The following is a 12267-nucleotide window of genomic DNA, read 5'->3' on the forward strand; positions in this document are numbered from 1 at the left end:
CCCCCACCGTCGGCCGGCACCCCCCGGGCCGGCCGACGGTGGCAGACGGTCGACACCCCCCGGGCCGACCGGCTGTCCCCTGCGTGACCGACCCGACCTCGGGCGGCAACGCGGGGTGGAACTGGTGGGACGCGCCCCCGCGCTCCGCCGCCCCCCACGGGGCGGAGCGCGGGGGCCCCCCGTCCCGGCTACTGCAGGAACGCCCCGAGGGGCGAGAGCAGCAACCGGCCGAGCGCTGCGGCGTTGTCGTCCAACCGTGTGCGCTCACACTCGCGGGCGTCCGGATCGTGCCGGCACCGCCAGATCTTCTGCGCGTTACGCCAGGCGACATCGCGGGTGTACTCGACCAGTTCCCCCTGGTACCAGTCGTCGATGTCGCCGTTGAGCATGTCGATGAGCAGCTGCCACCGCTCCAGGTAGCCCCGGCGCAGGCCGGGGATCTTGTCCGCGAAGATGTTGTTGATCTCGAGGTAGTCGTGGTGCTGGTCGCTGCCGTCGACCGGCTCCGACTCCAGGTGGTCGAACGTGGTCACCAGGGCGAACGGCAGGTCGAAGTTGATGTGCGCGTTCACCCCGGCCGCCGCCGACGGCAGCGGACGGGCATCCGGCCCCCGCATCCGCTCGAAGAGGCACGACCACGCCTTCGGGGTGCCGGGGCTGGAGTCGGTCCACAGCCGCATGGCGTCGAAGTACCGGGCGGCGAACTCGACGTCGAGCCGGGAGAGGAAGGCGGGATCGATGAAGCGGTCGTCGTACAGCCCGTCCAGCACACTGCTGGTGATGGTCAGGTAGAGCTTGTTGAAGTCAGCGAGGGGGCAACTGGCCTCCAACGGTGGCAACCGGACCAGCAGGTCCTGGAGCTTGGTCAGATGATCGACCACGGCCGGCACGTCCGCGGGATGATCGGCGAGCAAGTCGACGATGTCCCGGTGCACGGGCCCCCAGACCGGTTCGATCATTTCTCCTCCATTGTGGTCGGCGGCATCCCCCGTGCCGTCGTCGACGCGGCCCAGCCTCTCAGCCGACACCGGGCCACCGGATCAGTAAAACGACGTATCCCGGCGCGCACACGCGCCGGGATACGTATGAAGTGGTCGGGTCGGTCAGCCTCGTTGGTTGCGCAACTGGATCGCGCTGGCCTGCACGCGGGTACGGACCTGGAGCTTGTCGAAGATGTGCGACACGTGCACCCCGATGGTCCGCTCGCTGATGAACAGCCGCTGCCCGATCTCCCTGTTGGTCAACCCCTCGGCGACCAGGGCGAGCACTTCCCGCTCCCGGGCGGTGAGCGCCGCCAACTCGTCGTCGGACGCCTCGACCGGGACGCCGCGCGTGCCGGTGGTGCTGTCGCGCTCGTCGAGCGACACCCGGGCCCGCCCGGCCAGCTCGCGGATCTCCGAGGTCAGCGGCACCGCGCCCAACCCGTGTGCCACTCGGTACGCCTCCCGCAGGAGCTTGCCGGCGGTGGCCACCCGGCTGCGCCGAGCCAGCAGCGCCTCGGCCTGCCGCAGCCGCGAGTAGGCCGCCGGATAGGGGTGATTGCGTCGATCCCACTCGGCCGCCGACGCGGCCCACAGCTCCGGATCGCTGCCGTCGAGGCGGCTCACCTCGGCGGCGCACAGCGCCAGGAAGCCCTCCACCACCGAGCGCACCGGCCGGGCGGCCCCGGCGCTCTTGCGGGCCACCCGCTCGGCCACGTCCCGTAGCCGGCGCACCGCCGTCGGGTCCACCTCCACGGTGCGGCTGGCGTGCGCCTCAGCCTCGGCGCGCAGGCCGTGCCAGACCAGCGCGGAGAGGATCATCACGTCGTCGGAACGGCTCTCGGTGAGGCCGCGCTGCACCGCCTGGCGGGCCACGTCGTGCCGGCCCTCCCACATGGCCAGCCCGGAACGCAGGGTGAGCAGCGGAATGACGTGTCGCGCCCCGCCGCCGGCGAGCAGGGTCGCCACCGCGTCGAGGTCCCGGCCGGCGGCCTCGATGTCGCCGTAGCCCACCGACAGCCGGCACCGGGCCAACAGCAGCTCCACGGCGTCCGCACCGGACGGCCGGTGCCGCAGGGCGATGGCCACCACCTTCTCCGCCTCGGCCCATTGGCCCACCCGGAACAGTCCGTTGATGGCGATGGCCAACAGCCGGGTGCCCCAGGTGCGGCCCAGCCCCAGCTCGGCCACCCGTTCGGCGCCCCGCCGGGCCACCACCACGCCCTCTTCGAGGACGTTCAGCGGCCCGGTCAGCAGCTCCGCCAGGTGCAGGTACGCGCAGGCCACGTCCTCGGGCTGACCGGCACGCTCGGCGGTCTCGAGAGCGTCGCGCATGACCGCCAGACCGGCGTCCGGGTCTTCCAGACAGGCGTCGCTGAAGCCCAACGCCGAGCTGGCCAGCACCACCTCGGTGGCCGAGCCCGCCACGTTCTCGGCCAACGCCAACGCCTCGCGGGCCCGCTCACCGGCGTCGGCGTAGCGACCCAGGTGCAGCAGCAGCTCGGCCAGGCGGGCAGCCGCGCTGGCCCGGTCCCGAGGGGAGCAGTCCGCCGCCTTCAGCGCCCGCTGGTATTCCTCCTCGGCCAGCGCGGAGCGACCGGCGGCGGCCAGGTAGCGGGCCCGGCGGATGTACAGTGCGCAGCTCGGCTCGCCACCCCGCAGCGTGGCCAACTCCTCCAGCAGGGCCAACGCGCGGGCGTGCTCCCCACAGTGGTGCGCCGCCTCGGCGGCGTTCTCGAGCAACTCGACCCGGTCCACCGTCAGCGGGCCCGGCTCGGCGGCCAACTGCAACGCCGCCGACCAGTGCCGGTGCGCCTCGGCGTAACCGTGCAGCCGCTCGGCCTCCTGGGCGGCGGCCACCGCCGCCGGCAGGGCGCGCGCCGGTTCGCCGGCCAGCCGCCAGTGGTGCGCCAGCCGGGCCTGGTGCAGCTCACCCGGCGCGGTGGTCAGCGCCTCGGCGTAGCGGCGGTGCAACCCGGAACGCTCGGCCGGCAGCAGCTCGTGCGCCAGCACCTCGGCCACGAGGCGGTGCCGCAGCCGGTAGCCCTCGTCGGCGCCGACCAGCAGCCGGTGCGCCACCGCGGCCCGGGCCGCGGCGATCAGCTCGTCCTCCGGCATTCGGAGCACCTCGGCCAGCAGCCAGTGCTGTACCGGCTCGACCCCGGCGGCCACCGCGTGCACCACGGCGTGCGCGTGCTGGGGCAGCGCGTCGACCCGGTCGAGGAAGATCTCCCGCAGCGTCTCGGACAGGCCGTCGCGGCCGTCGCGCAGATCCCGGGCAAGCTCCTCGATGACGAACGGGTTGCCGCCGCTGCGCTGCCAGACCTGCTCGGCCGCGTCGGCGGTCAGCGTCCGGCCGACCACCGCGGCGGCGAGCGTCTCGGTGTCGGCCCGGCCCAGCGGCGCCAGGTCGAGCACCCGCACCGTGCGGAGTCGACGCAGCTCGGTGAGCACCCGGCGCAACGGGTGCGCGCCCTGCAACGACTCGGCACGCACCGCCGCCAGCACCGACAGCTGGAGATCACCCAGGCCGGCGAGGAGGTAGAGCAGGAGCTGCCGGGTGCTGCGGTCGACCCACTGGAGGTCGTCGAGGATCAGCACCAGGGGGCGACCCTCGGCGATCAGGTGCAGGCCACGGGAGACGCGCTCCAGCAACGCGCCCGCGCCGTCCGGGCCGGCGGTCTCGTCGGCGAACATCTGCAGCAGCCCCCGCACCGCCGAGGAGGTGCGGGCGGGCGAGGTGGACACCTCGGTGTCGAACCGGCGCAGCGCCTGCAACAGCGGGTGCAGCGGGGAGGCGTCACCGATGTCCAGGCAGCTGCCGGTGAGCACCACGGCGCCCCGCTCCCGTAGGCGGTCGCCGATCTCGCCCAACAGCCGGGTCTTTCCCACACCGCTCTCGCCGGTCAGGAAGACCGCAGCGGTCTGCCCGTGCGCGGCGTCACCGAGCAACGCGGACCGAACCGTCTGCACCAGCTCGGCCCGGCCCACGAGCGGTGCGGTGTCCACATCGCTGGCCATGCCACGCAGCCTAATCACAGGGCCCCGTACCGTTCTACGTCCGCCCACCGCTTGTGGTACTCCTCGCGTCGACTTTGCGACTAAAGGTTGCAGGTGGCCGACATACGTCGTTCGGCAGATCCCCCGTCGGCCCAGGAATGCCAATCTCCGGAGGTGATCAGGCAACAGCGGGGAGAGAGGCCGGTGCGACACCCATGACCACCAGCATCACCGTCGACACGCAACGGACCGTCACCCCGCTCTGGCCGGTACCCCAGGAGAGGCGCGTCGTCACCGTCCTCTTCGCGGACATCGTCGGCTCCACGGCCCTGGTGGACCGGCTCGACCCCGAGGACGTCCGAGCGTTGCAGCGGGCCTACTTCGACACCGTCGCAGGTGTGCTGCACCGCTGGCACGGGGTGGTGGAGAAGTACATCGGCGACGCCGTGATGGCGCTCTTCGGCGCACGGCACTCCGACGGCTTCGACGCGTACCGGGCGGTGCGCGCCGGGCTCGAGATCCAGGCCGCGCTCGACCGACGGCCCATGGTCGACGGCATCAGGCTGCGCGTCCGGGTCGGTGTCGCCACCGGCGAGGTCGTGGTCGACCTGGGCGACGTCGTCACCGGGGGGCACGGCGTGGCAAGCGGCGCGGTGATCACCACCGCGGCCCGCCTGCAGGAGTACGCCGCACCCGGTGCCGTCGCGCTCTGCGCGGCCACAGCGCGCGCCACCGCCGGACTGATCACCCAACGTCAGCTGACGCCGGTGCCGGTCGCCGGCCGGGTGCCGCCGGTGCCGGTCTGGCACGCCGTCGGTCCGGTACGCCCCGGCGCCGACCGGCACGACGGCCCGTTGATCGGTCGACGCCGCGAACTGGCCACCATCCGCGACCAGTTGGGCGCGGCCATCCGAAGCCGGACGCCACGCTGGATCTCACTGGTCGGCCCCACCGGCAGTGGCCGCAGCCGGCTGTTGCACGAGCTGACCCGTGGGCTGACCACGGTGGACGGATTGTCGGTCCGCTGGTGCGTGGCGACCTGTCAGCCGTACCCCGATCAGGTGTTGGCGCCGGTCGCGCACCTGCTCCGCGGCCTCGCCGGGATCCGGCACAGCGACGGCCCGGCGGCGGTCCACGACCGGCTCGTCGCCGCCCTGTCGCCGCTGTTCCCGCCGACCCGGGTGGCCACCGCGGTTCCGGCGCTCCAGCGGATGCTGACCACCCCGGACGGCTCGGCCGCCGCCCTCGCCGGCGCGGCGATCTGCCGCGAGGTCCTGCTGCGGCTGGCCGCCCACCGGCCGCTGATAGTGGCAGTCGACGACCTGGACCGGGCCGCGCCCGCGGTGAGCCGCTTCCTGCACGCGCTGTTCGGCGCGGCGACGGAGCGCGGGCTGCCGCTGGCCCTGCTCACCGTGCACCAGCCGCAGTGGGCCGACACCCGGCCCGGTCCGGCCCGCCAGATGACGATCGGACCACTGGCCACGGTGCAGTCCGGACGGCTGCTGCGCCACCTGCTCACCCGGGCCGGGCAGCCGGTGGCCCTGGTCGACCGGCTGCTGCCGCTGGTGGGAGGCCGCCCAGGGCACGCGACGGCGTATGTCACGGCGCTGGTGGACGGTGCCGATCCGGCGGCGCTCCCGCTGCCCGAGGCGGTACGCCGGGCCGTCGGCGCGGAGCTGGACCACCTCGACGGTGAGCGGCGGGCGGTGCTGATGGCCGCCGGCACCCTCGGCGGTCTGATCTCCGGGGCTGCCGTGGACCGGGCACTCGACTGGACGCCCGGCCGGTCCGCACCCGCACTCCGCATGCTGGTCGCCGCCGGGCTGCTGCTCCCCCACCACGTCGACGGGTACGCGTTCGCCGCTCCGGCGCTGCGCCAGGTCGCCGCCGAGCGGTTGCCCCGCGCCCTGCGGGCCGTCTTTCAACGCCGGGCCGCCGGCGTGCCGCACCTCGACACCGTGCACCGGGACGCCGACCCGCCCGCTGGTGCGATCAACGGTTCGGCGGCGAGGAGTGCGCAGATCGTGCGGCTCGACACCGTCGGCGCTCGGACCGGCCGCCTCGACGCCGTCTTCGCGGCACTGGCCTCGGCAGGGCCGGGCGGTGCCACCGGCCCGACCGCGCTGAGGCGAGGCAGCCCCATCCCGACGATGGCCACCCGTCCCGCCGCGTCGGGTCCCGACGCCAACCGTACGGCGGGCCCACGCCGGCTCCGAGCCGTCGCCTCGGCGGGCGACGTACCGCCGACGCCGGCCACAGCGGCGTCCCGACCTGCGCGCGGTACGGGCGGTAACCCATTTCGGGACCTCGGGCGGCCCGCAGCGCCGAGCCGCCCCACGCGAGTGAGTTCGGCTGGGCACTGGACACTCGCAGACGCCGGCACTCCACCAGGGGTGGTGCGGGCAATATTCCGCCCACCGTTGATCCGCCCACTGGACGGCCTGCCCGCCTCCGCCTGACCCCGATGATCACTTGATGCCCGGCAGCCGGACCGGCCCCACGCCGACTGGTCAGCAGGGCAGGTCAGGACGGTCGCCCGCCGAACTGCCAGTTGTGCACCTCGATGTCGGCATACCGGTCGGCCGTCAGGATGGCGCGCGCCGCGTCCGGGTTCGGCGCCCGGAGCAGCGCGGCGGTGCCGAGCCAGGTGACGCCGTCGTCGGCCAGCAGAGGTCCGTACGCGATCAGTTCGTCCGGATCGGGCGGCACGGCCAGGTCGGCGGCCTGCCCGGCCCCGAGGCCGAGCACCAGATAACGGTTGCCGCCGGTCCGGCCGCCAGGGAAGTCCCACATGGTGCGGCCCAGCATGTTGTGCCACCGGCGCAGCAGCACGTCCCGGTACACGCCGGCCTGGTAGTTCGGCTCCTCGAAGGCGAAGGTTCGCGCGGCGGCCGGGTCGGGCACGTCGACGATGTGCACGCTGCCGGTGGGCGTGTCGCCGACGAAGGTCGGGCCACGGGCGATCATTCCCGCCGCGTACCGGTCCATGTAGGACCAGTGCTCGGGCAACAACTCGTCGCGCAACGCCGCCGAGCCGGGCCGGTCACTGTGGTAACAGAGAAACTCCATGCCCCGCATTCTCGACACCCCGTCTGACGCGGTCGAACGGTTAATCGTCAGTCGTCGAGGGGCACGGACGCCGAGGCCAGCAGCGCCGCGGTGGGCAGCGCGAGCAGGCCGTCGGAGCCACGGTAGCGGGCGGTCAGCTCGTCGTACGCGGCACGAATGCGGGCGATCATGGCGGCCGGCTGGGTCTCCATCACCAGACCTGGCTTGCTGATGCCGTTGGCGGGGCCGCTCCACCAGGCCTCCGGGTCGGTGCGGTGCGCCCAGGTGATCGTGTCGCAGCGCACGTCGGTGAGCCCGGCCTGGTCGAGCAGGCCCGCCAACCCGTCGGGGGTACGGGGGAAGTCCCGGTCGGCGTCCACCGTCGGGGCGGCGGCGCGACGTCCGACCCCAGCGGCGTCGAAGACCTCACCCCAGAGGCTCTGCGCCTCGGGTGGAGGGTACGGCCACACGGTGACCGCGACCCGACCAGCGGACCGGACGACCCGTCGCAGCTCGATGATCGCGGCCAGCGGATCGCCCACGTGATTGATCACGAAGTTCGCCACGGCCGCGTCGAACGACCGGGAGGCGAACGGTAGGTGCGGCAGCGACGCGAGGCGGACTTCGTCGACGGACGGAACGCGGTCGCGCACCAACTCGACCATGCTGGGTTCGGCGTCGACGGCGACGACGCTGGCGTGGCGCGCGCACGCCAGCCTGGCCACCGTGCCGGAGCCGGTGCCGGCGTCGAGCACCCGCGTGCCCGCCCCGACGTTGGCGGCGTCCAACAACGCTGGCGCGGGGTACGCGCAGAGCGCGGCGAGACTGCTGTCGTACGCTCCGGCGCGCCCGGCCCAGCGCGACCGTTCATATTCATCGAAGGCCGTCTTCGTCATTGCCAGGCGCCCTTCGAGGATCTTGATGGTGGTGTCAGGCTATCGAATGAGGCGTATTCGGCGGTGCCCCGCGCGCTGCCGGGCCGCCGCCCGCACCTGCCGTGAGCTGGCGCAACGGCACGTCACCGCCCGGGAGTGGTAACCCAGGGTCGAGCCGGGCGTTCAGCCGGCGGCCAGGAAGGCCAGCACGCGCGGCCAGGCCGCTGCGGTGGCGTCCGGGGAGTACTCGGCCAGCTCCGGGTCGGTGAACAGGTGACCCACGCCGGGATAGCGGAAGACCGTCAGGTCGGCGCCGGCGTCGGTCAGCGCCTGCTGCCACTCGTCGACCTCGTCCGGCGCGTCGTACGGATCCGGGTCGGCGAGGTGCAGCTGCACCGGCAACCCGGGTCGGACCGCGTCCGGGGCGCCGCCGGTGCCGTGCAGCAGGAGCAGACCGGCGGCGGCGGGGCGTTCGGCCAGCAGCGCCCCGGCCACCCCGGCACCCATCGAGAAGCCGGCGAGCACCGTCTCCGGTGGAAGGTCACGCAGCGCGTCGCGGGCCCGGTCCAGCACCACCTCCTGGCCGATCTTGTCGAGTAGCGCGAAGCCCTCCTCGACGGTGTCGGTGGCCGGGACGCCGTACAGGTCGGGGGTGCTGACCCGGTGCCCGGCGGCGCGCAACCGGTCGGCGAGAGCGCGCACGGCGGGCCGCAGCCCGTACACGGAGTGGAACAGCACGACGTGTCGCATCCGGTCATCCTGCCGCAGTCGACAGTGCATCCGGGGTGGCCACGCGGGGTGGGCGTCAGACCAGTGCCGCCAGTCGCGCGACCAGGTCCGTCGGTGGCGGCATCTCGGCGATCTCGCGGCTGACCTGCGCGGCAGCGGTCCGCAGGCGCTCGTCGGTGAGCAGCTGGGTCAGCGCCCGCGCGGTGATGTCCCGGGGCCGCAGCGCCAGGCCGGCGCCCCGGCGGGCCACCAGCTCGGCGTTGTGCCGCCGGTCCCCCGCACCCGTGGTGGCCAGCTGGGGCAGGCCGGCGGCGAGGGCGCCGAGGGCGCTGCCCGCACCACCGTGGTGTACCAGCGCCGCGCTCGCCGGCAACGCCTCGTCGAGCGGGATCCAGTCGATCACCCGCACGTTGCCGGGCACCGAACGGGCCGACCGCTCGTCGGGGCGGACCAGCACGATCTCGGCGTCCACCTCGGCGGCGGCGACCACCACGGCGGGCATCGGCCCCCGGTCGCCGGGGCCGGTGAGGGTGCTGCGGGTGACCAGGATGCGGGGGCGCTCACCCGGCTCGCGCAGCCAGGCCGGCAGCTCCCCGCCGCCCACGTAGGACGTGTAGCGCATCGGCCAGCCGCCCTGCGTGGCAACGCTGGGTGGGGCCACGGCGAGGGCGGCGGCCGGCGCGGGCAGCTCGGTGACGCCGTGGCGGCGCAGCGCCGCGCCGAGTCGGGCGACGGTGGCGCGAACCAGGTCCCGGCCGTCGAAGAGGGCGTTCTCCTGGCGTACGGCCGGCACGTCGAGCCGCGCGGCGGCCACCGCACCGGCGACCGCGAACGGCTCGTACAGCACCAGATCCGGCCGCCACCGGGTGGCCAGCGCGACCACCGGGTCGGTGAGCTGGTCGTTGAGCGCGCCGAACAGCAGGCCGGCGCCCCGGGTGCCGGCGGTGCCGGCCAGCTCCGCACGCGCGATCAGCGGATGGCGGGGAAGGACCCGCAGCGCGATCCGGCCGAACTCGAAGCCCGGCGCGACGTCGTGCACCGGCAGACCCGCCTCGGCGGCGGCCAGAGCTCCGCCGCCGGTGGCCACCAGCACGTCGTGGCCGGCGTCGCGGAGGGCGACCGCGAGCGGCACCAGCGGGAAGACGTGCCCGACGAGCGGGGCGGAGACCACCAGCACGCGCATGGGCAGGATCCTATGCCGACCACGGCCACGCCCGGGGCCCGCTTGCTGCCCTTCGGCGTCACCGACGGGCCATCGGCTCACCAGGCGTAGGACTGTGGGGCTTCTCCCGGCCCGGGCCAGATCTGGTCGACTCGTTCCATGACCTCGTCGTCGAGCCGCACGGACAACGCGTCGAGATCCGATCGCAGTTCGTCGATCATCGACGCGCCGACGATCGTGGTGCAGACGACCGGGTTGCGCAGCAGCCAGGCCACGGCCACCGCCGCCGGCTGTGCGCCCAACTCCCGGCACAGCCCTTCGTAGGCCGCGAGCTGGCCGCGGTGCGCCTCTACGCGTTGCCGACGGCGGCGTCCATGACCGCGAAACTGGTCGCCTCGTCCACCGTGTACCCGATGTTCATGGTGCCGAGGCCGATCCGGCTGACCAGCAGACCTGAGCGGCCCAGGTGGCCGTACGTCATGGTGTCCACCAGCCGGGCGTAGGGCGAGCCGCCCACAGCTTCCGATCCGGTAGGTCGGGCAGCGGTCAGGCGGACGGTCGCTGGTCGACGATGCGGCGCATCTTGCCCATCGACCGTTCCACCGTGTCGGGGGCGAGGACGTCGACCGCCACGCTCACGCCGATGGTGTTCTTCACCAGCTGAACCAGCGTGTCGCCGGCCCGCTCGGCGGCGTCCACGCCGACGTCGGCTCGCCGCTCCACCCGCACGGTGAGGGTGTCCAGCCGGCCGTGCCGATCGAGGACACACTGGAAGTGCGGCGAGAGCTGTGGGGTGCGCAGGATCAGTTCCTCGATCTGGGTGGGGAAGATGTTCACCCCGCGCAGGATCATCATGTCGTCGGTGCGGCCGGTGATCTTCTCGATCCGGCGCATCGGGCGGGCGGTGCCCGGCAGCAGCCGGGTCAGGTCGCGGGTGCGGTAGCGCACGACCGGCATCGCCTCCTTGGTCAGGGAGGTCAACACCAGCTCACCCCGCTCGCCGTCGGGCAGCACGGCCCCGGTGACCGGGTCGATGATCTCCGGGTAGAAGTGGTCCTCCCAGAGGTGCAGCCCGTCCTTGGTCTCGACGCACTCGGTCGCCACGCCGGGGCCCATCACCTCGGAGAGGCCGTAGATGTCGACGGCGTGGATGTCCAACTGCTGCTCGATCTCGCGGCGCATGTCCTCCGTCCACGGCTCGGCGCCGAAGATGCCCACTTGCAGTGAGGTGGCCCGCGGGTCGATGCCCTGGCGGCGCATCTCGTCGACGATGGCCAGCAGGTAGCTGGGCGTGACCATGATGACCTCGGGTTCGAAGTCGCGGATCAGCATGACCTGACGCTCGGTCATGCCCCCGGAGACCGGGATGACCGTGCAGCCCAGCTCCTCGGCCCCGTAGTGTGCGCCCAGGCCTCCGGTGAAGAGCCCGTAACCGTACGCGACGTGCACCCGGTCGCCGGGGCGTCCGCCGGAGGCGCGGATCGAGCGGGCCATCAGCCGCGCCCAGGTGCGCAGGTCGTCGCGGGTGTAGCCGACCACGGTCGGCTGACCGGTGGTGCCGGAGGAGGCGTGCAGGCGGGCGACCCGCTCCCGGGGTACGGCGAACATGCCGAACGGGTAGTTCTCCCGCAGCTCCGCCTTGCCGGTGAACGGGAAGCGCGCCAGGTCGTCGAGATCCCGGCAGTCGTCGGGGTGCACCCCGGCCGCGTCGAACGCCTGTCGGTAGTGCGGCACGTTGTCGTACGCGTGCCGCAACGACCAGCGCAGTCGGTCACGTTGCAGGGCGCGCAGCTCGTCGATGCCGGCGCGCTCGATCGGCTCCAGCTCCTCCGGACGAGGGGTGCGGTCCTGCATCGGCTGCCTCCTTGGCGCGGCGGTCCCGGTGGGGCTGCGGGTACCGTACGCCCGCTGTCGCCCGGGCCGGCGGCGCGGTCAGCGGGTGGCCGGCAGCCGGTGCAGGGCGTCGACCAGCGGCGCCAGCTCGGGGGTGGCCGCCGCCTGGCCGAGCGCGTCGGTGAGCACCCGGTCGTGGGTCGGTCGGGTCTGGGCGAGCAGCTCGGAGCCGGCCGGGGTGAGCTCGGTGTAGATGCCACGCCGGTCGTCGGCGCAGAGGATGCGGGTGAGCAGCCCCCGCTGTTCGAGGCGGGTGACCAGCCGGGTGGTGGCGCTGCCGGAGAGCGCGGCGGCGCGGGCGAGCTGGCTCATCCGCATGTGCCAGCCGTCCTGGCGGGAGAGCGCGTCGAGCACCGTGTATTCGACGACGGAGAGGTCGTGGCCGGCCTGTAGGGCCCGCTCCAGGGACGTCTCGATCAGCCCGTGCAGGGCGGCGAGGGTGCGCCAGCCCTGGGCGCGGATCTCGACCGCGTCGTCGGCGATGCCCATGCCGGCCTCCTCCGTGTGATCCGAACGGACCCCAGGCTACCACGCTTGCGCCGATATAAAGCGCGTGCAAGTATTTCGTTGCTGGCGCGCG

At 73.6% G+C, this 12267-nt stretch carries 10 protein-coding genes and 1 pseudogene; 1 reads left to right on the top strand and 10 read right to left on the bottom strand.

Going from position 1 to position 12267, the window contains the following annotated elements; genetic code table 11:
* Positions 1-188: 188 nt before the first annotated feature.
* Positions 189-959, bottom strand: a complete 771-nt coding sequence (locus DLJ58_RS04360) for a DUF5995 family protein (RefSeq protein WP_124853965.1) — start codon at positions 957-959, stop codon at positions 189-191.
* Positions 960-1103: 144 nt separating this feature from the next.
* Complete coding sequence (locus tag DLJ58_RS04365; protein ID WP_124853966.1) at positions 1104-4001, bottom strand: helix-turn-helix transcriptional regulator; 2898 nt, start codon at positions 3999-4001, stop codon at positions 1104-1106.
* 194 nt (positions 4002-4195) lie between these two features.
* Here DLJ58_RS04365 and DLJ58_RS04370 point away from each other — a divergent pair, with 194 nt between their 5' ends.
* Entirely contained in the window at positions 4196-6439 is a 2244-nt protein-coding gene (locus tag DLJ58_RS04370; RefSeq protein ID WP_124853967.1) for an adenylate/guanylate cyclase domain-containing protein, read from the top strand.
* A 64-nt stretch (positions 6440-6503) separates the two neighbouring features.
* Here the strand turns inward: DLJ58_RS04370 and DLJ58_RS04375 are convergent, their stop codons facing one another.
* From DLJ58_RS04375 to DLJ58_RS04405, 8 genes and pseudogenes are all read right to left on the bottom strand, one after another.
* The gene (locus DLJ58_RS04375) at positions 6504-7049 is read right to left on the bottom strand and encodes a YciI family protein (protein WP_124853968.1); all 546 of its coding nucleotides are present in this window, start codon (positions 7047-7049) and stop codon (positions 6504-6506) included.
* 47 nt (positions 7050-7096) lie between these two features.
* On the bottom strand, positions 7097-7924 hold the full coding sequence (locus DLJ58_RS04380; protein WP_124853969.1) for a class I SAM-dependent methyltransferase: 828 nt from the start codon (positions 7922-7924) through the stop codon (positions 7097-7099).
* A 162-nt stretch (positions 7925-8086) separates the two neighbouring features.
* On the bottom strand, positions 8087-8653 hold the full coding sequence (locus DLJ58_RS04385) for a dienelactone hydrolase family protein (protein ID WP_124853970.1): 567 nt from the start codon (positions 8651-8653) through the stop codon (positions 8087-8089).
* 55 nt (positions 8654-8708) lie between these two features.
* A complete protein-coding gene (locus tag DLJ58_RS04390) occupies positions 8709-9815 on the bottom strand; it encodes a nucleotide disphospho-sugar-binding domain-containing protein (RefSeq protein ID WP_124853971.1) in 1107 nt (368 codons plus the stop codon).
* A gap of 77 nt (positions 9816-9892) precedes the next feature.
* Positions 9893-10123: pseudogene (locus DLJ58_RS34415) on the bottom strand (aldo/keto reductase); the annotation flags it as partial.
* A gap of 20 nt (positions 10124-10143) precedes the next feature.
* Positions 10144-10284 carry a hypothetical protein gene (locus tag DLJ58_RS34420; protein ID WP_244218774.1) on the bottom strand — a complete coding sequence of 47 codons (141 nt, stop codon included), beginning with the start codon at positions 10282-10284 and terminating at the stop codon, positions 10144-10146.
* Between the two features lie 56 nt (positions 10285-10340).
* On the bottom strand, positions 10341-11648 hold the full coding sequence (gene paaK, locus DLJ58_RS04400; protein ID WP_124853973.1) for a phenylacetate--CoA ligase PaaK: 1308 nt from the start codon (positions 11646-11648) through the stop codon (positions 10341-10343).
* Positions 11649-11726: 78 nt separating this feature from the next.
* A complete protein-coding gene (locus DLJ58_RS04405) occupies positions 11727-12176 on the bottom strand; it encodes a MarR family winged helix-turn-helix transcriptional regulator (RefSeq protein WP_124853974.1) in 450 nt (149 codons plus the stop codon).
* Positions 12177-12267 lie beyond the last annotated feature (91 nt).

It is taken from the genome of Micromonospora arida (assembly GCF_003857035.1).
In the GTDB taxonomy this organism is placed as follows: Bacteria; Actinomycetota; Actinomycetes; order Mycobacteriales; family Micromonosporaceae; genus Micromonospora; species Micromonospora arida.

Excerpts from the sequence above, each read along its gene's own strand:
- DLJ58_RS04360 (WP_124853965.1), bottom strand. The coding sequence starts at position 959 with ATGATCGAACCGGTCTGGGGGCCCGTGCACCGGGACATCGTCGACTTG.
- DLJ58_RS04365 (WP_124853966.1), bottom strand. The coding sequence starts at position 4,001 with ATGGCCAGCGATGTGGACACCGCACCGCTCGTGGGCCGGGCCGAGCTG.
- DLJ58_RS04370 (WP_124853967.1), top strand. The coding sequence starts at position 4,196 with ATGACCACCAGCATCACCGTCGACACGCAACGGACCGTCACCCCGCTC.
- DLJ58_RS04375 (WP_124853968.1), bottom strand. The coding sequence starts at position 7,049 with ATGGAGTTTCTCTGTTACCACAGTGACCGGCCCGGCTCGGCGGCGTTG.
- DLJ58_RS04380 (WP_124853969.1), bottom strand. The coding sequence starts at position 7,924 with ATGACGAAGACGGCCTTCGATGAATATGAACGGTCGCGCTGGGCCGGG.
- DLJ58_RS04385 (WP_124853970.1), bottom strand. The coding sequence starts at position 8,653 with ATGCGACACGTCGTGCTGTTCCACTCCGTGTACGGGCTGCGGCCCGCC.
- DLJ58_RS04390 (WP_124853971.1), bottom strand. The coding sequence starts at position 9,815 with ATGCGCGTGCTGGTGGTCTCCGCCCCGCTCGTCGGGCACGTCTTCCCG.
- paaK (WP_124853973.1), bottom strand. The coding sequence starts at position 11,648 with ATGCAGGACCGCACCCCTCGTCCGGAGGAGCTGGAGCCGATCGAGCGC.
- DLJ58_RS04405 (WP_124853974.1), bottom strand. The coding sequence starts at position 12,176 with ATGGGCATCGCCGACGACGCGGTCGAGATCCGCGCCCAGGGCTGGCGC.